The organism is Pseudomonas sp. FYR_7 (assembly GCF_043106155.1).
Lineage (GTDB): Bacteria > Pseudomonadota > Gammaproteobacteria > Pseudomonadales > Pseudomonadaceae > Aquipseudomonas > Aquipseudomonas parafulva_B.
Genome location: NZ_JBICMI010000017.1, coordinates 67,127 through 83,866, shown reverse-complemented (window position 1 = coordinate 83,866; position 16,740 = coordinate 67,127). Strand labels below are relative to the sequence as shown.

Here is a 16,740-nt window from a genome sequence, read left to right as displayed (position 1 = left end):
GCGGCGATCTTTAGCGGACTGCCACCATGGTTGATTCAAACGACGACGCCTTCGACGGCGAAAAAAGCAAAACCCAGATCAAGCGCGAACTGCATGCGCTGGTCGAACTCGGCGAGCGGCTCACCACCCTCAAGGCCGATACCCTGGCGCGCCTGCCCTTGACCGATGAACTGCGCAAGGCATTGGCCGAAGCCAGCAAGCACACCGCACATGGGGCTCGCAAACGCCACATGTCGTTCGTCGGCAAGCTGATGCGTGTCCAGGACCTGGACGCCATTCATGCCCTGCTGGAACAGATGGACAGCTCCACTCGCCAGTACAACGAGCGTTTCCACAGTCTTGAACGCTGGCGTGATCGGTTGATCGACGGCAACGACGAGGACCTCGAACGGTTCGTCAACGAATACCCGGAGACCGACCGCCAGCAGTTGCGCTCGCTGGTGCGCCATGCCCAGCACGAGAAGGCCAGGAACAAACCCCCTGCCGCTTCGCGCAAGGTGTTCAAGTACATTCGCGATCTGGACGAGCTGCAGCGCGGGCTGCGCTGATCGCGGCGGGGCCGCCATGCGGCCCCAGCCGACCCTCACGCCCCGGTACCGCCCACCGTGATCGCATCGAGTTTCAAGGTCGGTTGGCCTACTCCGACCGGCACGGACTGCCCGTCCTTGCCACATGTGCCTACCCCACTGTCGAGCGACAGGTCGTTGCCGACCATCGACACACGGCTCATCGCCTCCGGGCCATTGCCAATCAAGGTCGCGCCTTTGACCGGTGCGGTGATCTTGCCATCCTCGATCAGGTAGGCCTCGCTGGTCGAAAACACGAACTTGCCGCTGGTGATGTCCACCTGCCCGCCACCTAAATTCGCGCAGTAGATGCCCTTCTTCACCGAAGCGATGATTTCCTGTGGGTCACTCTCACCGGCTCGCATGTAGGTGTTGGTCATGCGCGGCATCGGCAAGTGGGCATAGGATTCCCGCCGACCGTTGCCCGTCACCGCCATGCCCATCAGGCGCGCGTTGAGCTTGTCCTGCATGTACCCCTTGAGCACGCCGTTTTCGATCAGGGTGGTGCACTCGGTTGGCGTCCCCTCGTCGTCCACGCTCAAGGACCCACGCCGACCTTCCAGGGTGCCATCATCGACGATGGTGCAGAGGCTGGACGCGACCTTCTGGCCTATCCGGCCGCTGAATGCCGAACTGCCCTTGCGGTTGAAATCGCCTTCCAGGCCATGGCCGACCGCCTCGTGCAGCAGCACGCCGGACCAGCCAGGCCCCAACACCACGGGCAAGGTGCCGGCAGGCGCGGCAACGGCCTCCAGGTTCACCAACGCCTGGCGCAGTGCTTCGCGGGCATAGCCCATTACTCGCTCCTCAGTGAAGAAGCGATAGTCGGTGCGCCCGCCGCCGCCCTGCCCGCCGCGTTCGCGACGGCCGTTCTGCTCGACGATGACACTGACGTTGAAGCGCACCAGGGGCCGCACGTCGGCCGCCAGGCTGCCGTCGGCGGCCGCGACCAGAATTCGCTCCCAGACGCCCGCCATGCTGACGCTGACCTGCTGGATACGCGGGTCCAGCGCGCGGGTGGCGGCATCGACACGCTTGAGCAGCTCGACCTTCTCGGCACGGCTGAGCACGTCCAATGGGTTATCCGCCGGGTAGAGCGTGGTCACGTCCTGGGCACGAAACGCCTGGACCGTGCCGTTCTGCCCGGCACGGGAAATCGACCGCGCGGCGCGCGCGGCAGAGGTCAAGGCTTCGAGGTTGATGGCATTGCTGTAGGCGAAACCGGTTTTTTCGCCGGCCTGGGCACGAACACCGACCCCCTGGTCGAGGTTGAAGCTGCCCTCTTTGACAATCCCATCCTCCAGCGCCCAGGTTTCCGAAATCTGGCCCTGGAAATACAGGTCGGCGGCGTCGATGCCAGGGCCGGCCAATTCACCCAGCACACTTTGCAGGCTGTCCAGGGTCAAGCCGCCTGGGGTCAGGAGCTGCTCGCTGACGGTGGATAACATCTGGCTCATAGTCACTCCGAGGTGTGCGCAGGCCGCAATGCGCCCTGCGAGAAGAAGCGCCGGTGATCGATCACCGGCATGCGCGCCCGAATGGACGCCTGTTCGTCACTGTCGCGCTCGGCAAGCAGTACCGCCTCGCCTTGCGCCTGTTGCGCCACGATGCGCCCCCATGGGTCGACGATCGCCGCGTGGCCGTGGGTCTGGCGCTGGCCGGGGTGTAGCCCGCCTTGGGCTGCGGCCAGCATGTAGCATTGTGTCTCGATGGCGCGTGCGCGGATCAGCACGTCCCAATGCGCCGCCCCAGTCACCGCCGTGAAGGCCGACGGTGCACTGATCAGCTCCGCCCCGGCTGCCCTCAGCTGGCTGTACAACTCGGGAAAGCGCAGGTCGTAGCACACGCTCAGGCCCAACCGCCCGACCGGCGTATCGGCAACCACCACTTGCGCACCTGGGGCATAGTCATCGGATTCACGATAACGGCCACGATTGTCGGCAACATCCACATCGAACAGGTGCAACTTGTCGTACCGCGCCACCTGCTGCCCATGCTCGTCGATCAGCAACGAGCAGGCATGTGGCTTGCCCCGGGGCTGACCATCCGGTGGCAGGGCAATGGTGCCTGCGACAATCCATAACCTGAGGTCGCAGGCCACGCGTTTCAACCAGGGCAGGATCGGGCCTTCGCCAAGGGCCTCGGCGCGGCCGATGGCCGCAGCGTCTGCACGCCCCATGGCAGCGAAGTTCTCTGGCAGCACAGCCAGCCTGGCGCCACCTGAAGCCGCCTGCTCCAGAAGCCTGCTCGCCTGACGCAGGTTACCCTGCACATCATCCTGGCTGACCATCTGGATTACCGCAGCCTTCATCGACCCTCCTGACGCTATTTCTGGAATGGTTTCACAAAGGTAATCTTAGGCTCTTTCCACGGCCCAACTACCCGGTAATGCACGCTGGCAAAGCGCGACACCCGGTCGCCGATCAGGCGGTCGACCAGGAACAGTGCGCCGCCCACGGCCGGAGCGCCGACGATCAACGCTGCCAGGGGAAGGTTGTTGGTGACCGGCAGGCTGACCTGCAGGTTGGCAGCGACCCGCTCACGCACCATGTCCAGCGTACCATCGAGTTCGAAATCGCTCGACGGGCCGGTGACCTTGATCGGCGTGCGGGTTACGTAGACCCCTTCACTGGCCACCAGCAGCCCCTTGAGCCGGTCGTAGGCCAGGCCCTTTTCGAACAGGTCGGAGAAGTCCAGGCGCAAGCGCCGGCCGATGGCGTTGAAGTTCAACAAGCCAAATACCCGCAACGCTTGCGCCCCACCGTCTACCTCGACGAACTGCCCGCTGTGCAGCACCGCATCGAGGCTGCCGGAGAAGCGTTTCAGGCTGATCGCCGCCGGGGATCCCGGCCACCGCCCGTCCACGTCCATGCGAAAGTCCCGGCTGGTTACCGTCGGGGCAAAGCCCCAGGCCGTGAGCACATCGCCCAGTTGCTTGCCCTGCACGCGGCCTTTGTACCAGCTCGTGCCGCCAGCGCCATCCCAACCACCGCTGCCGTCGATACGCAGCCCCTTGAGGTTCAGATCGATGTCGCTGGCATTCACCCCGGTACGGGTCGGGCGCAGCTTGATCGCAGCGCTGCCGTACAGATCGTCACCGCGGTAGAACCTATCGATGCGCACGTCCAGCGGCGGCACCTTGCGCGGGTCGAAGGACGCCAGCGGATCGGCGCCGTCTTCGTCCTGCGCCTGGTCGGCATTGCCTGCAGGCAGGCGCAAGGTTTGCAGCCGCACGACGATAGGGGCGCCTTCGGCGTCTGGCACGCGCGCGTCACCCACCACCTGCCGACTGTCCAGGCGCACGTCCCAGGCCGCCGACCCACGTGCCAGGCGCACCCTCGACTGGTTCAGTTCCGTACCGTAAGCCTTCAGGGTTCCTATGCTCAGGTCCACGCTCTGCAAAGTCTGCCGCGCACTGCCGCCGGGATCGTCGCCCCCGAGCTTCTGCGCCTGAGCCTGCCAAGGCTCAAGGTCCAGGGTATCGAGGTGCCCACGAACGCGCAGGCCGCGCCCGCCAGGAGGCTGCGCTTGCCCAGCGCCAAGCAGCAACTCGCCAGCACCCTGGTCCAGGTGCTCGGCGGGTGCTACATAGGCCAGCCGGGCGAGATCGGTGTAGGCGGCGTCGATGCGCCGTTGCGCGCCTTGCAGGTTCATGCTGAAACGGCTGGCCCGGCTGTCGGCGGGCGCTTTGCCAAAGGGTGCCGGCAGGTCGATCGACAGGCCTTTGAGGTCCGAATCGACGCTCAACAGGTTTTCACGTGCGCCAATGCTCAACTGCAGCTGGTACGGCAGCTGCCCCGAGGCTGGCAGTGACTGGTCGAAATGCAGCCATTGGGTCAGCGCCTGCAGCGAAACCCGACCGTTGGCACTGATTCGTGTCTGCATCTGCCCCGGTTCGCCTTCAGCCGCGATCTGCGCAGTGACCGGCTTGCCGAATGCCTGCAGGGAAATGCCCTTGCCACTGAGGCCCTTGTCGTAGTCGAAGCTGAAGTCGCCCTTCAAGCGCGTGAGCTCAAGCTCAGGCGAAGCGATCTTGAGCCGCGCATCGCGCGTGGCGAAATCCACCTTTACCTTGGGCTGCTGCCCATGGGCCAGCGGTATGTCCAGCTTGACCTTGCCTTTGAGGGGGCCCTCGCCTTCCCATCCGGCGAAGATCTCATGGGTGCCGATGGGCGCTTGCTTGAGTATCTTGAGCCCGTCCACCAGGCCACCGTCGAAATTGCCGTCCAAGTGCAAGTGGCTGTCACCGTTGCCTTCCACATGTGGAATGTCGACGTTCACGTCGCTGACCTTGGTATCGAGCAGCACGCCGCGTTGTGCCTTGATGCGCACACCGCTGTCCTCGATGAACACGTCCCCGTCCACATGCTGTACCTGTGGCCAGCCGGGCTGGAAGTCCAAGGTGGCATCATGAACCTTGAAGAACAGGCTGATGCTGCGGGCTTCGGGCCTGGCACCGTGATTGAGCGAGCCTTGGTACTGGAAATAACCCTGGTCGACGCTGCCTTTGACGATTGCGCTGCGCAGCCATTGGTCCAGGGCCGGGCTCAATACCTCAGGCAGGTACTTGGCGGTGTAGCGGCCATCGCCATCGGTCAGACCGACACGCAGGTCCATGTAGTCTTCACGGCCTTGCTCGAACAACAGGCGGATGAGGAAGTCGCCTGCTATGTTGCCCTCCTCGCCCACGACCTTCAGATAAGGGGCAATCAGGGTGAAACCTGCCTTGTCCAGCGTCCAGGTCAGGCGCGCATTGGCTTTCTGGTAGTGCCAGGGTTTGGCGAAGATCGGATCCAGGTGCAGCATGAACGCGTCGGTATCCAGACGCAGCTCGCCGTGCCCAAGGTCGCCGCTGATGCTGCCATTCACGTTACCGGCAGCCGGGGCACCGTGATACGCATCGAAACCCACGCGCTCCAGGTTGCCTTCGAACGCCAACCGGCGATCACCGTCGGCATGGGGCCGGGCCGTCAGTTGCACGTTGCGCAAGGCACCTGTGACATTGAGGCCATCGACCACCGCCAGCGCCTGCTGGCCCATGGGCGTCAAGGCGTGGATCAACGGCGTGAGGGGGGTCAGCTCCAGACGATCGGCCTGCACCTGCCAGCTTTCATCAGCCGGCGCAGCACCGTTGCGCTGCCTCAACCGCAGCCGCGACGCCCAATGCGTGTCGCCAAGGTCCATCGCCAGCGAGTCGACAACGACGTCGAAGCCCTCATCCTGCCGCTCGAACCAGGCATTGAGGGCCAGATTGTCTACCTTGGCCGGTTTGCGCGTGTCATAGGCCCCTTCAAGGTGCGGCGCATTCAGGCGTACGGCGCCCTGGTGCAACTGGCGGTCGCGCCAGTCGAACCAGGCCTCGCCGCCAGCCTGAAGCACCTGGGCATGCCACTGCCCCAACAGCCGAGGCGGCAACCAGCGCGCCCAGTCACTGTGCGGCAGGTTGAGGTAGCCGTCTACCTGCGCGTCACGCCAGGCCTCGGCCGAAGCGCGGCTGCGCGCGCTCAGCGTCAGGGGTTGGCCATCTGGCAAGGTTGCCCGTAGGTCCAGCGATTGCCGCGAAGGCCCTGCCAGCAAGCCTGCGCTGACATAGGTCAGCGTCAGCGGATCACGCTGCCAGGCGTGCAGGGTGACCTGACTGTCGAACACATCGACCCGCCCGAGCCGGCGCAGGTCCTTGAGCAATTGTTCGGGTTGCAGCGGTGCGTCGTCCTGCTTGGGCAGGCCCTCGAGCTTCCACTTGCCGGTTTCATCCTCGCGGGCGATCAGTTGCAGGCCGGCCAGCTGGATGCGCGCCAGGCGCACTTGACGTGCGACCAGGCTGCCCCAGACATCCGGCACCATGATGACGTCATCGAGCCGCAAGGCCGTGGCGCCTTCACCGATTTGCAGGTCGTGTACGGTCAGCACCGGTGACAGCCTGCTCCAGCGGCCCTGGAGCGCGCCGATGTGCACGGGCACACCCAGTGCCTCGGCGACCTTGGCCTGCACCGTGCTGCGGTACTCGGCCACCAGCGGCACCAAGGCCCGGCCGAGGCTTGCGTACAGCGCCACTGCGATAAGCAGCAAGGCGCAAGCCCCCAGCCCCCAACGGGTCAGGACACTCAGAACGCGGCTTAGACGTCCCATGGCCATGGCCCTCCAGGTCGTATATGCATAATGGCCCGTGGTACCGTTTTCGCCACGCCGACCGAAGCGCGTCGGGTTTCAGCAGGCCTCAGAGCAGCACCACGTCATACTGCTCTTGCGAATACATCGACTCGACCTGGAAGCGAATGGTTCGCCCGATGAAGGCCTCGAGTTCAGCCACGTTGCCAGACTCTTCGTCCAACAGGCGATCAACCACCTTCTGATTGGCCAGCACGCGATAGCCTTCAGCCTGGTAGGCGCGGGCTTCACGCAGGATTTCGCGAAAAATCTCGTAACAGATGGTTTCGGGGGTTTTGAGCTTGCCTCGTCCCTGGCAGGCCTGGCACGGTTCGCACAGCACCTGCTCAAGGCTCTCCCGGGTGCGCTTGCGGGTCATCTGTACCAGGCCCAACTCGGTGATGCCGATGATGTTGGTTTTGGCGTGGTCGCGCTCCAGCTGTTTTTCCAGCGTTCGCAGCACCTGGCGCTGGTGATCCTCGTCCTCCATGTCGATGAAGTCGATGATGATGATGCCGCCGATGTTGCGCAGCCGCAGTTGCCGGGCAATGGCGGTGGCGGCCTCCAGGTTGGTCTTGAAGATGGTTTCTTCCAGGTTGCGGTGGCCCACGAAAGCGCCGGTGTTGACGTCGATGGTGGTCATCGCCTCGGCCGGATCGACCACCAGGTACCCACCCGACTTCAATGGCACCTTGCGATCCAGGGCGCGCTGGATTTCGTCTTCGACACCGTACAGGTCGAAGATAGGCCTTTCGCCTGGGTAGTGTTCGAGACGGTCGGCGATTTCAGGCATCAGCTCTTGCACGAACTGCGTGGTGCGCTGGAAGGTTTCCCGGGAGTCGATGCGGATTTTTTCGATCTTCGGGTTGACCAGGTCGCGCAGGGTACGCAGCGCCAGGCCCAGGTCCTCGTAGATGACCAGGGGTGCGCCACAGGTCTTGATCTGCGCCCCGATCTGCTCCCATAACCGTCGCAGGTAGCGGATGTCCTGCAGGATTTCCTCAGCCCGCGCGCCCTCGGCGGCGGTGCGCAGGATGAAGCCGCCGGCCCCTTGTATGTTCTCGCTGTCTACGCAGTCGCTGACCACGCGTTTAAGGCGTTCACGCTCGGCCTCGTCCTCGATCTTGAGCGAAATGCCCACGTGGCTGCTGCGGGGCATGTAGACCAGGTAGCGCGACGGGATCGACAACTGGGTGGTCAGCCGCGCGCCCTTGCTGCCGATGGGGTCCTTGGTGACCTGCACCACCAGCGCCTGGCCTTCATGGACCAGGGCGGTGATGTTTTCCACCGCCGAGCCTTCGCGCTGCGAAATTTCCGAGGCATGGATGAATGCGGCCCGTTCCAGCCCGATGTCCACGAACGCCGCCTGCATGCCGGGCAGCACCCTGACCACCTTGCCCTTGTAGATATTGCCGACGATGCCGCGACGCTGGGTGCGCTCGACGTGCACTTCCTGCAGTACCCCGTTTTCCACCACCGCCACGCGTGACTCCATCGGGGTGATGTTGATCAGGATCTCTTCGCTCATGGCAGGTTCTCGTCCAGGGTCTTGTTCTAATGATGGATGGCGCAAACGGTGCTGGCTACTGCGGGCGTGTCACCTCAGGTGTCGAGGCCGCCGGTTGCCAGCAAGCGATGCCGAAGCGCTCGAGCAACTGTGCCGTTTCACTCAATGGCAGACCGACCACGGCCGAATAGCTGCCCACCAGCCCGGTGACGAATACCGCGCCCAGCCCTTGAATGGCATAGCCGCCCGCTTTGTCCGCCGGCTCGCCGCTGGCCCAGTAGCGCTGGGCTTCCTGCTGGTCGATGAGGCGAAAGCGGACAGTGCTGCTGACACACAGGCTCTCCACACGCTTGCCGTCATCGAGCGCCACTGCCGTCAACACCTGGTGTTCGCGGCCAGACAACCGGGCCAGCATGCCAAGCGCGTCGTCACGGTGCTCGGGCTTGCCGAGAATACGGCCGTCAAGCACCACGGCCGTGTCAGCGCCCAGCACCACAGCGCCTGCGTTCGCCATCTTGGCAGGTTCGAGACTGGCGCGACCGGCTGCAGCCTTGGCTTTGGCCAGGCGCTGCACATACGCCTCTGCGCTTTCGCCAGGCAGCGGGGTTTCATCGATGGGCGCGCTGGCCACCCTGAAGGGCACACCGATCTGCGTCAGCAGCTCACGCCGCCGTGGAGAGCCGGAAGCCAGGTATAGCGGGGTCATTCGGACATCTCCCTGTCAGCGGCCACCAAGCCGTCAATTGATGTGCAAGCGTCGGCGAAGATCGCGCAAGGCAAAGCTGATCCATGGCCAGAGCAGCGCGCTGATCACGGCCGACCAGACCAGCGCCAGGGTTGGCAGGCGGTTGCCGGTCAGGGCGCTGAGCCACAGCTGAAGCAACTGCGCAATGCCGAAGACCACCAGAATGATCAGGCTTTGCTGCCACATGGGGAACATGCGCAGGCGCTGTTGCAGGGACAGCACGAGGAATGTGATCAGGGTGAGGATCAACGCGTTCTGCCCCAACAGGGTGCCGTACAGCACGTCCTCGGCCAGGCCAAGCATGAACGCTGTGGCCATGCCGACCTTGTGCGGCACGTTCAAGGTCCAGAACGACACCAGCAACGCCAGCCACATGGGGCGAAAGACTTCCATGAACTGCGGCATGGGCGAGACGCTGAGCAGCAGGCCGACGACAAACGTCAGCCAGATGACCCAACCATTGTTGCGGCGCGATGCGGCCATCACTGCCTCCGGGGTTGAGTGGGCACAGCGGGTGCTGCGGCCGGGCTTGCAGGCTGTGCAGCAGGCGCCGTTGCAGGCATACCGGGCTGGGTGGCAGGCGCAGGGGTCGCGGCAGGGGCGGTGTTTGCGGGCGTGCCGTTCACAGGCGTGCCTTGACCGGTCGTACCAGTACCCTGAGCAGGAACCGCCCCCCCCTTGCGGTCCGCTTCTTCCTGGGCAATCGCGGCATCGGTGGCGCGCTGCTCGGGCGTGCGCCGGTCGCTGAACACCAGCAGCATGTAACGGCTACGGTTGAGCGCCGCGGTGGGGATGGCGCGCACGATGGCGAATGGCTGGCCGGAATCGTGGATCACCTCGTTGACGGTGGCCACGGGATAACCGGCGGGGAAACGTTGGCCCATGCCGGAGCTGACCAGCAGGTCGCCTTCCTTGATGTCCGCCGTATCGGCCACATGGCGCAGCTCGAGGCGCTCAGGGTTACCGGTACCGCTGGCGATGGCGCGCAAACCGTTGCGGTTGACCTGCACGGGAATGCTATGGGTGGTGTCGGTGAGCAGCAAGACCCGCGAGGTATAGGGCATCAGTTCGACCACCTGCCCCATCAAGCCGCGGGCGTCGAGCACCGGTTGACCGAGAAACACGCCATCGCGCTCACCCTTGTTGATCAGGATGCGGTGGGTGAAGGGGTTGGGGTCGACACCGATCAACTCGGCAACTTCGACCTTTTCGTCGACCAGCGCCGAGGAATTGAGCAGCTCCCGCAGGCGCACGTTCTGCTCGGTCAACGCCGCCAGCTTCTGCAGGCGGCCTTGCAGCAGCAGGGCCTCGGTCTTGAGTTTCTCGTTTTCGGCAATCAGCTCGTTGCGGCTGCCGAACTGGCCCGCCACCCCTTGCCAGGCGCGTTGCGGCAAGTCGGTGATCCAGTACGATTCCATGAGCACCAGGCCCATCTGGCTGCGGACAGGCTTGAGCAGGTCGAAGCGCGCGTCGACGACCATCAACGCGACCGACACCACCACCAGGACGAGCAGGCGAACGCCCAGCGAGGGGCCCTTGGAGAAAAGCGGTTTAATGGGCCGTTCCTCGTGGACGACTCAGGAAGTCATTGGACATGGGACAAGGCACCAGCCTGGTTGCGAATTGATGGATGAGGCACCCAAACGGGCACCGGCCAGCACATACAGGTAGCACTGTGCGTGCTACCTGTAAACCGGGGCTCACGAGCAGCGAGTAAGCGTCACTCGCTCGAGAGCAGGTCCATTGCGTGCTTATCCATCATTTCCAGGGCTCGACCGCCCCCGCGTGCGACACAGGTCAGCGGGTCTTCGGCGACGATGACCGGCAGCCCGGTTTCCTGGGCCAGTAGCTTGTCCAGGTCACGCAGCAGTGCGCCGCCGCCGGTCAACACCAGGCCACGTTCGGCGATGTCGGAAGCCAGTTCAGGTGGCGATTGCTCCAGGGCACTCTTGACCGCCTGGACGATGGTCGCCAGCGACTCCTGCAGCGCTTCGAGCACTTCGTTGGAGTTCAGAGTGAACGCACGCGGTACGCCTTCGGCCAGGTTACGGCCGCGGACATCGACTTCACGCACTTCACCGCCCGGGTAGGCAGTACCGATTTCCTGCTTGATGCGCTCGGCGGTGGATTCGCCGATCAGGCTGCCGTAGTTACGGCGCACGTAGGTCACGATGGCTTCGTCGAAGCGGTCGCCACCCACACGCACCGATTCGGCATACACCACGCCGTTGAGCGAGATCAGCGCGATTTCGGTGGTACCGCCGCCGATGTCGACGACCATGGAGCCACGGGCCTCTTCGACCGGCAGGCCGGCACCGATGGCAGCGGCCATGGGTTCTTCGATCAGGAACACTTCGCGGGCACCTGCACCCAGGGCCGACTCGCGAATGGCGCGGCGCTCAACCTGGGTGGACTTGCACGGCACGCAGATCAGCACGCGAGGGCTGGGCTGCAGGAAGCTGTTCTCATGAACCTTGTTGATAAAGTATTGCAACATTTTCTCGCAGACGCTGAAGTCGGCGATCACGCCGTCCTTCATCGGACGAATGGCTGCGATGTTGCCAGGCGTACGGCCCAGCATGCGTTTGGCTTCGGTACCGACGGCGACGACGCTTTTCTGATTGCCATGGGTACGGATGGCAACAACCGAGGGCTCATTCAGGACGATACCGCGCTCACGCACGTAAATTAGGGTGTTGGCAGTACCCAGGTCGATGGACAGATCGCTGGAAAACATGCCACGCAGTTTCTTGAACATGGGAAAGTGACCCTGGGGAAAGCGTGGGTAAAAAAGTGCGGCAAACTCTAACAATGGCAGGGATTTTGGGCAAGGAGCCAATATGTTAAATTGGCTGTTTTTCCGAGCATGCCAGCCGATGATCGCGGCCATTGGACCGCCAAAAAGCTGACATGTTCCTCATTGCGGACACTGAATCCGTTCTTTCTATCCTTCTGGAGATCCCCATGGCGCTTGAACGCTGCGACGTGGAAAAGATCGCCCATCTGGCCCGACTGGGCCTAAATGATGGCGAACTGCCACGCATTACCGACGCCTTGAACAGCATCCTCGGGTTGGTCGACCAGATGCAAGCGGTGGACACCGCCGGCATCGAACCCCTGGCTCACCCCCTGGAGGCCAGCCAGCGCCTGCGCCCCGACCAGGTCACCGAGCACAACCAGCGCGACGCTTATCAGGCCGTCGCCCCGCAGACCGAGAACGGTCTGTACCTGGTTCCGAAAGTCATCGAGTAAGGGATAGAGCCTGCCATGCATCAATTGACCCTGGCCGAGATCGCCCGCGGACTCGCCGACAAGTCGTTTTCCTCCGAAGAGCTGACCAGCGCCCTGCTGGACCGTATCAAGCAGCTCGACCCACAGCTCAACAGCTTCATCACCGTGACCGACGAGCTGGCCCTGGGCCAGGCACGTGCCGCCGATGCCCGCCGTGCCGCTGGCGAAGGCGGGGCATTGCTGGGCGCGCCCATTGCCCACAAGGACCTGTTCTGCACACAGGGCGTGCGCACCAGCTGCGCCTCGAAGATGCTCGATACCTTCAAGGCGCCCTATGACGCCACCGTGGTGGCCAAGCTTGCCGAAGCCGGCATGGTGACGCTGGGCAAGACCAACATGGACGAGTTCGCCATGGGTTCGGCCAACGAATCGAGCCACTACGGCGCGGTGAAGAACCCCTGGAACCTCGAGCACGTACCTGGTGGCTCGTCCGGCGGCTCGGCCGCTGCCGTAGCCGCGCGCCTGTTGCCGGTGACCACCGGCACCGACACCGGCGGGTCGATCCGTCAGCCGGCCGCGCTGACCAACCTCACCGGCCTCAAGCCCACTTACGGGCGCGTCTCGCGCTGGGGCATGATCGCCTATGCCTCAAGCCTGGATCAGGGCGGCCCGCTGGCCCGCACGGCCGAGGACTGCGCGCTTTTGCTGCAAGGCATGGCCGGCTTCGACGCCAAGGACTCGACCAGCATCGAGGAGCCGGTTCCCGACTACAGCGCCACCCTGGGTGATTCGCTGCAAGGGCTGCGCATCGGTCTGCCGAAGGAGTACTTCGGTGCTGGTTTGGACCCGCGCATTGCCGACCTCGTACAGGCCAGCGTCAAGGAACTGGAAAAGCTCGGCGCGGTGGTCAAGGAAATCAGCCTGCCGAACATGCAGCACGCCATCCCGGCGTACTATGTGATCGCCCCGGCAGAAGCGTCCTCGAACCTGTCGCGTTTCGACGGTGTTCGCTTCGGTCATCGCTGCGAAGCGCCCAAGGACCTGACCGACCTGTACAAGCGTTCCCGTGGCGAAGGCTTCGGCGCCGAAGTGCAGCGCCGGGTCATGGTCGGCACCTACGCCCTGTCGGCGGGCTACTATGACGCCTACTACGTGAAGGCCCAGCAAATTCGCCGCCTGATCAAGAACGACTTCATGGCTGCCTTCAAGGACGTCGACCTGATTCTCGGCCCGACCACCCCCAACCCGGCCTGGAAACTGGGCGCCAAGAGCAGCGATCCGGTTGCCGCCTACCTCGAGGACGTCTACACCATCACGGCCAACCTCGCGGGCCTGCCAGGCCTCTCGATGCCAGCCGGCTTCGTCGATGGCCTGCCGGTGGGCGTGCAGTTGCTGGCGCCCTACTTCCAGGAAGGCCGCCTGCTCAACGTAGCCCATCGCTACCAGCAGGTGACCGATTGGCACACCCGCGCCCCTAACGGCTTCTGAGGAACAGACACATGCAATGGGAAGTTGTGATCGGGCTGGAAATCCACACTCAGCTCGCCACCCAGTCGAAAATCTTTTCCGGTAGTGCCACCACGTTTGGCTCGCAACCCAATACGCAGGCGAGCCTGGTCGACCTGGGCATGCCAGGTGTACTGCCGGTCCTGAACCAGGAAGCGGTACGCATGGCGTGCATGTTCGGCCTGGCCATCGATGCCGAAATCGGCAAGCGCAACGTGTTCGCGCGCAAGAACTACTTCTACCCTGACCTGCCCAAGGGCTACCAGATTAGCCAGATGGACCTGCCCATTGTGGGCAAGGGCCATCTGGACATCGCCCTGGAAGACGGCACCATCAAGCGCATTGGCGTGACCCGCGCCCACCTGGAAGAAGATGCGGGCAAGAGCCTGCACGAAGATTTCAGCGGTTCCACCGGCATCGACCTGAACCGTGCCGGCACCCCGCTGCTGGAAATCGTGTCCGAGCCCGACATGCGCAGCGCCAAGGAAGCGGTGGCCTACGTCAAGGCCATTCATGCGCTGGTGCGCTACCTGGGCATCTGCGACGGCAACATGGCCGAAGGGTCGCTGCGCTGCGACTGCAACGTGTCGATCCGGCCCAAGGGCCAGACCGAGTTTGGCACTCGCTGCGAGATCAAGAACGTCAACTCGTTCCGCTTCATCGAGCGCGCGATCAACAGCGAAATCCAACGCCAGATCGACTTGATCGAGGACGGCGGCAAGGTGGTTCAGGAAACGCGCCTGTACGATCCTAACAAGGACGAAACCCGCTCCATGCGCAGCAAGGAGGAAGCCAACGACTACCGTTACTTCCCCGACCCGGACCTGCTGCCGGTGGTCATCGAGGACAGCTTCCTGGAAACCGTGCGCGCCGGCTTGCCGGAACTGCCCACCCAGAAAGTCGAGCGCTTCCAGAGCCAGTACGGGCTGTCGGCGTACGATGCCAACGTACTGGCCTCGAGCCGTGAACAGGCGGACTACTTCGAGGAGGTGGTCAAGCTCGGGGGCGACGCCAAAATGGCCGCCAACTGGGTCATGGTCGAGCTGGGCAGCCTGCTCAACAAGCTCGGCATCGAGATCGACCAGGCCCCGGTCACCGCCGCACAGTTGGGCGGCATGCTGGTGCGCATCCGCGACAACACCATCAGCGGCAAGATCGCCAAGACCGTGTTCGAGGCCATGGCCGCCGGTGAAGGCGATGCCGACACCATCATCGAAAGCCGCGGCCTCAAGCAGGTCACCGACAGTGGCGCTATCGAATCGATGCTCGACGAGGTGCTGGCGGCCAACGCCGAACAGGTCGAACAGTACCGCGCCGCCGACGAGGCCAAGCGCGGCAAGATGTTCGGCTTCTTCGTCGGCCAAGCCATGAAGGCATCCAAGGGCAAGGCCAACCCTGGGCAGGTGAATCAGCTGCTCAAGGCCAAGCTCGAAGGTTGACCGTACCCTCCAGCGGGGGCTCGCCCTCGCTGACAGACCAGCCGAGGCTGACCAGCGCACCCTGGTCAACCTTGGTTTGTCCCGCGCCCGGTCACAAGCTGCGGCGCACTGGAGTACCTGCATGTTGAAACGTTCTCTGGCCAGTTTGGCCCTCTTTTCCTGTCTGGCAGGCTGCGCCAGCCATGACATCGACCCGCGAGGATATGACCGCACGGGTACTGCCTCCTACTACGGTGCCCGCCATCACGGCAAACGCACCGCCAGCGGCGAGGCGTTCAATCAGCATGGCCTGACGGCGGCTCATCGCAACCTGCCGTTCGGCAGCCGGGTGCTGGTGACCAACCTGGCCAATCGACGTAGCGTCGTGGTCCGTATCAATGACCGCGGCCCGCACGCCCGCAGTCGACTGATCGACCTGTCTCGGGCTGCCGCTGAAAAAATCGGCATGGTGCGTAGCGGAACAGCGCGCGTGCGAGTACAAGGTCTTAGTGACTGACGCCCAGGAGCCCTACCATTTTCGATCTGGCCACCCTCCCCACGTTCAGCCTGCTGCAGCTGGGCATCGCCTTGCTGCTGTTGGTCGCAGGCGCCGAACTGCTGGTACGGGCTGCACTGCGGCTGGCGCAACGCCTTCATGTCCGGCCGCTGATCATCGGGCTGAGCCTGGTGGCATTCGGCAGCACCGCACCCCAGTTGACCCTCAGCCTGCAGGCCGCCTATCAAGGCGCACCGGACGTTGCCGTGGGCAGCGTCATCGGCAGCAACATCTTCAATGTGCTGGCCATTCTTGGCCTGGCAGCCCTGGTCATTCCACTTCGCGTCTCTCGCCAGCTGGTACGCCTGGATATCCCGTTGATGATCCTGGCCAGTGCCTTGGTCTACGGGTTGGCTGCCAATGGCTATCTGGGCCGCGTTGAAGGCGTGTTGCTGCTGCTGGGGCTGGTGGGTTATCTGGCCATGCTCTGGCACCAGTCCCGTCACTACGCACGCACCTACCCTGCCCCGCCATCGGTGCCACAAAGCCCGGCGCGCTTCTGGTGCGCAGCGCTGCTGTTGGTGATGGCAGGCCTGGGGCTGCTGAGCCTGGCCGGTCATCTGCTGCTCGACGCGGCCGTGGAGGTGGCCACCGACCTGGGCCTGTCCGAGCGCGTCATCGGCCTTACGGTGGTGGCCATCTGCACATCGTTGCCGGAATTGGCGGCAGCCCTGATCGCTGCCTTGCGCGGTGAACGCGAGATCGCCGTGGGCACGGTGATCGGCAGCAACCTGTTTAACCTGCTGGGCGTGTTGGGCCTGACCGCCGTGGTGACCCCCGAGCCCTTGTCGATTTCGCCCAATGCACTGGATTTCGACCTGCCCGTCATGCTGGGCGTGGCCGCGTTGAGCTTGCCGGTGTTTTATTCGGGTTATCGCATCACCCGGGCCGAAGGACTGGTGTTCCTGTGCCTGTACCTGGCCTACGGCCTGCACATCGCCGCGTTCACCATGGGCATGCCCCTGGCCGAGCGCCTGGAGCGCCTGATGCTGCTCTATGTATTGCCCGTGCTGGCGGTGGTGTTGGTGTACACCACGGTGCGCGCCTGGCGCCGCCAGCATTGA

14 protein-coding genes are annotated in these 16,740 nt (G+C 64.0%); 6 read left to right on the top strand and 8 right to left on the bottom strand.

Going from position 1 to position 16,740, the window contains the following annotated elements:
* Nucleotides 1-26: 26 nt before the first annotated feature.
* A complete protein-coding gene (gene yjgA / locus ACF8R3_RS04090) occupies nt 27-548 on the top strand; it encodes a ribosome biogenesis factor YjgA (RefSeq protein WP_058637496.1) in 522 nt (173 codons plus the stop codon).
* A 35-nt stretch (nt 549-583) separates the two neighbouring features.
* On the opposite strand, the gene tldD is transcribed toward yjgA, so the two are convergent.
* From tldD to mreB, 8 genes are all read right to left on the bottom strand, one after another.
* On the bottom strand, nt 584-2,023 hold the full coding sequence (gene tldD / locus ACF8R3_RS04085) for a metalloprotease TldD (RefSeq protein ID WP_058604405.1): 1,440 nt from the start codon (nt 2,021-2,023) through the stop codon (nt 584-586).
* A 2-nt stretch (nt 2,024-2,025) separates the two neighbouring features.
* Complete coding sequence (locus ACF8R3_RS04080; RefSeq protein WP_058604404.1) at nt 2,026-2,877, bottom strand: carbon-nitrogen hydrolase family protein; 852 nt, start codon at nt 2,875-2,877, stop codon at nt 2,026-2,028.
* Nucleotides 2,878-2,891: 14 nt separating this feature from the next.
* On the bottom strand, nt 2,892-6,701 hold the full coding sequence (locus tag ACF8R3_RS04075) for a YhdP family protein (protein WP_392515018.1): 3,810 nt from the start codon (nt 6,699-6,701) through the stop codon (nt 2,892-2,894).
* 82 nt (nt 6,702-6,783) lie between these two features.
* A complete protein-coding gene (rng, locus tag ACF8R3_RS04070; protein WP_058604402.1) occupies nt 6,784-8,241 on the bottom strand; it encodes a ribonuclease G in 1,458 nt (485 codons plus the stop codon).
* A 55-nt stretch (nt 8,242-8,296) separates the two neighbouring features.
* Nucleotides 8,297-8,926: a nucleoside triphosphate pyrophosphatase gene (locus ACF8R3_RS04065; RefSeq protein WP_058604401.1), complete on the bottom strand. Its 630-nt coding sequence runs from the start codon at nt 8,924-8,926 to the stop codon at nt 8,297-8,299.
* 33 nt (nt 8,927-8,959) lie between these two features.
* The gene (mreD, locus tag ACF8R3_RS04060; RefSeq protein ID WP_058637491.1) at nt 8,960-9,448 is read right to left on the bottom strand and encodes a rod shape-determining protein MreD; all 489 of its coding nucleotides are present in this window, start codon (nt 9,446-9,448) and stop codon (nt 8,960-8,962) included.
* Nucleotides 9,448-10,479: a rod shape-determining protein MreC gene (mreC, locus tag ACF8R3_RS04055; protein ID WP_230384360.1), complete on the bottom strand. Its 1,032-nt coding sequence runs from the start codon at nt 10,477-10,479 to the stop codon at nt 9,448-9,450. Before mreC ends, mreD begins: the two co-directional genes overlap by 1 nt.
* Before the next feature lie 206 nt (nt 10,480-10,685).
* Nucleotides 10,686-11,723: a rod shape-determining protein MreB gene (gene mreB / locus ACF8R3_RS04050; protein ID WP_003255163.1), complete on the bottom strand. Its 1,038-nt coding sequence runs from the start codon at nt 11,721-11,723 to the stop codon at nt 10,686-10,688.
* A gap of 206 nt (nt 11,724-11,929) precedes the next feature.
* Here mreB and gatC point away from each other — a divergent pair, with 206 nt between their 5' ends.
* The 5 genes from gatC to ACF8R3_RS04025 all read left to right on the top strand — a co-directional run bounded on the left by gatC (nt 11,930) and on the right by ACF8R3_RS04025 (nt 16,740).
* A complete protein-coding gene (gene gatC / locus ACF8R3_RS04045) occupies nt 11,930-12,217 on the top strand; it encodes an Asp-tRNA(Asn)/Glu-tRNA(Gln) amidotransferase subunit GatC (protein ID WP_023533299.1) in 288 nt (95 codons plus the stop codon).
* Between the two features lie 15 nt (nt 12,218-12,232).
* Complete coding sequence (gene gatA, locus ACF8R3_RS04040; protein WP_392515016.1) at nt 12,233-13,684, top strand: Asp-tRNA(Asn)/Glu-tRNA(Gln) amidotransferase subunit GatA; 1,452 nt, start codon at nt 12,233-12,235, stop codon at nt 13,682-13,684.
* Nucleotides 13,685-13,695: 11 nt separating this feature from the next.
* The gene (gatB, locus tag ACF8R3_RS04035; RefSeq protein WP_058604399.1) at nt 13,696-15,141 is read left to right on the top strand and encodes an Asp-tRNA(Asn)/Glu-tRNA(Gln) amidotransferase subunit GatB; all 1,446 of its coding nucleotides are present in this window, start codon (nt 13,696-13,698) and stop codon (nt 15,139-15,141) included.
* 121 nt (nt 15,142-15,262) lie between these two features.
* A complete protein-coding gene (locus ACF8R3_RS04030) occupies nt 15,263-15,637 on the top strand; it encodes a septal ring lytic transglycosylase RlpA family protein (protein WP_078479061.1) in 375 nt (124 codons plus the stop codon).
* Between the two features lie 59 nt (nt 15,638-15,696).
* On the top strand, nt 15,697-16,740 hold the full coding sequence (locus tag ACF8R3_RS04025; RefSeq protein WP_058604398.1) for a calcium/sodium antiporter: 1,044 nt from the start codon (nt 15,697-15,699) through the stop codon (nt 16,738-16,740).

Excerpts from the sequence above, each read along its gene's own strand:
- gatA (WP_392515016.1), top strand. The coding sequence starts at position 12,233 with ATGCATCAATTGACCCTGGCCGAGATCGCCCGCGGACTCGCCGACAAG.
- ACF8R3_RS04075 (WP_392515018.1), bottom strand. The coding sequence starts at position 6,701 with ATGGCCATGGGACGTCTAAGCCGCGTTCTGAGTGTCCTGACCCGTTGG.
- rng (WP_058604402.1), bottom strand. The coding sequence starts at position 8,241 with ATGAGCGAAGAGATCCTGATCAACATCACCCCGATGGAGTCACGCGTG.
- gatB (WP_058604399.1), top strand. The coding sequence starts at position 13,696 with ATGCAATGGGAAGTTGTGATCGGGCTGGAAATCCACACTCAGCTCGCC.
- tldD (WP_058604405.1), bottom strand. The coding sequence starts at position 2,023 with ATGAGCCAGATGTTATCCACCGTCAGCGAGCAGCTCCTGACCCCAGGC.
- ACF8R3_RS04065 (WP_058604401.1), bottom strand. The coding sequence starts at position 8,926 with ATGACCCCGCTATACCTGGCTTCCGGCTCTCCACGGCGGCGTGAGCTG.
- ACF8R3_RS04080 (WP_058604404.1), bottom strand. The coding sequence starts at position 2,877 with ATGAAGGCTGCGGTAATCCAGATGGTCAGCCAGGATGATGTGCAGGGT.
- gatC (WP_023533299.1), top strand. The coding sequence starts at position 11,930 with ATGGCGCTTGAACGCTGCGACGTGGAAAAGATCGCCCATCTGGCCCGA.
- yjgA (WP_058637496.1), top strand. The coding sequence starts at position 27 with ATGGTTGATTCAAACGACGACGCCTTCGACGGCGAAAAAAGCAAAACC.
- ACF8R3_RS04030 (WP_078479061.1), top strand. The coding sequence starts at position 15,263 with ATGTTGAAACGTTCTCTGGCCAGTTTGGCCCTCTTTTCCTGTCTGGCA.
- mreB (WP_003255163.1), bottom strand. The coding sequence starts at position 11,723 with ATGTTCAAGAAACTGCGTGGCATGTTTTCCAGCGATCTGTCCATCGAC.
- mreD (WP_058637491.1), bottom strand. The coding sequence starts at position 9,448 with ATGGCCGCATCGCGCCGCAACAATGGTTGGGTCATCTGGCTGACGTTT.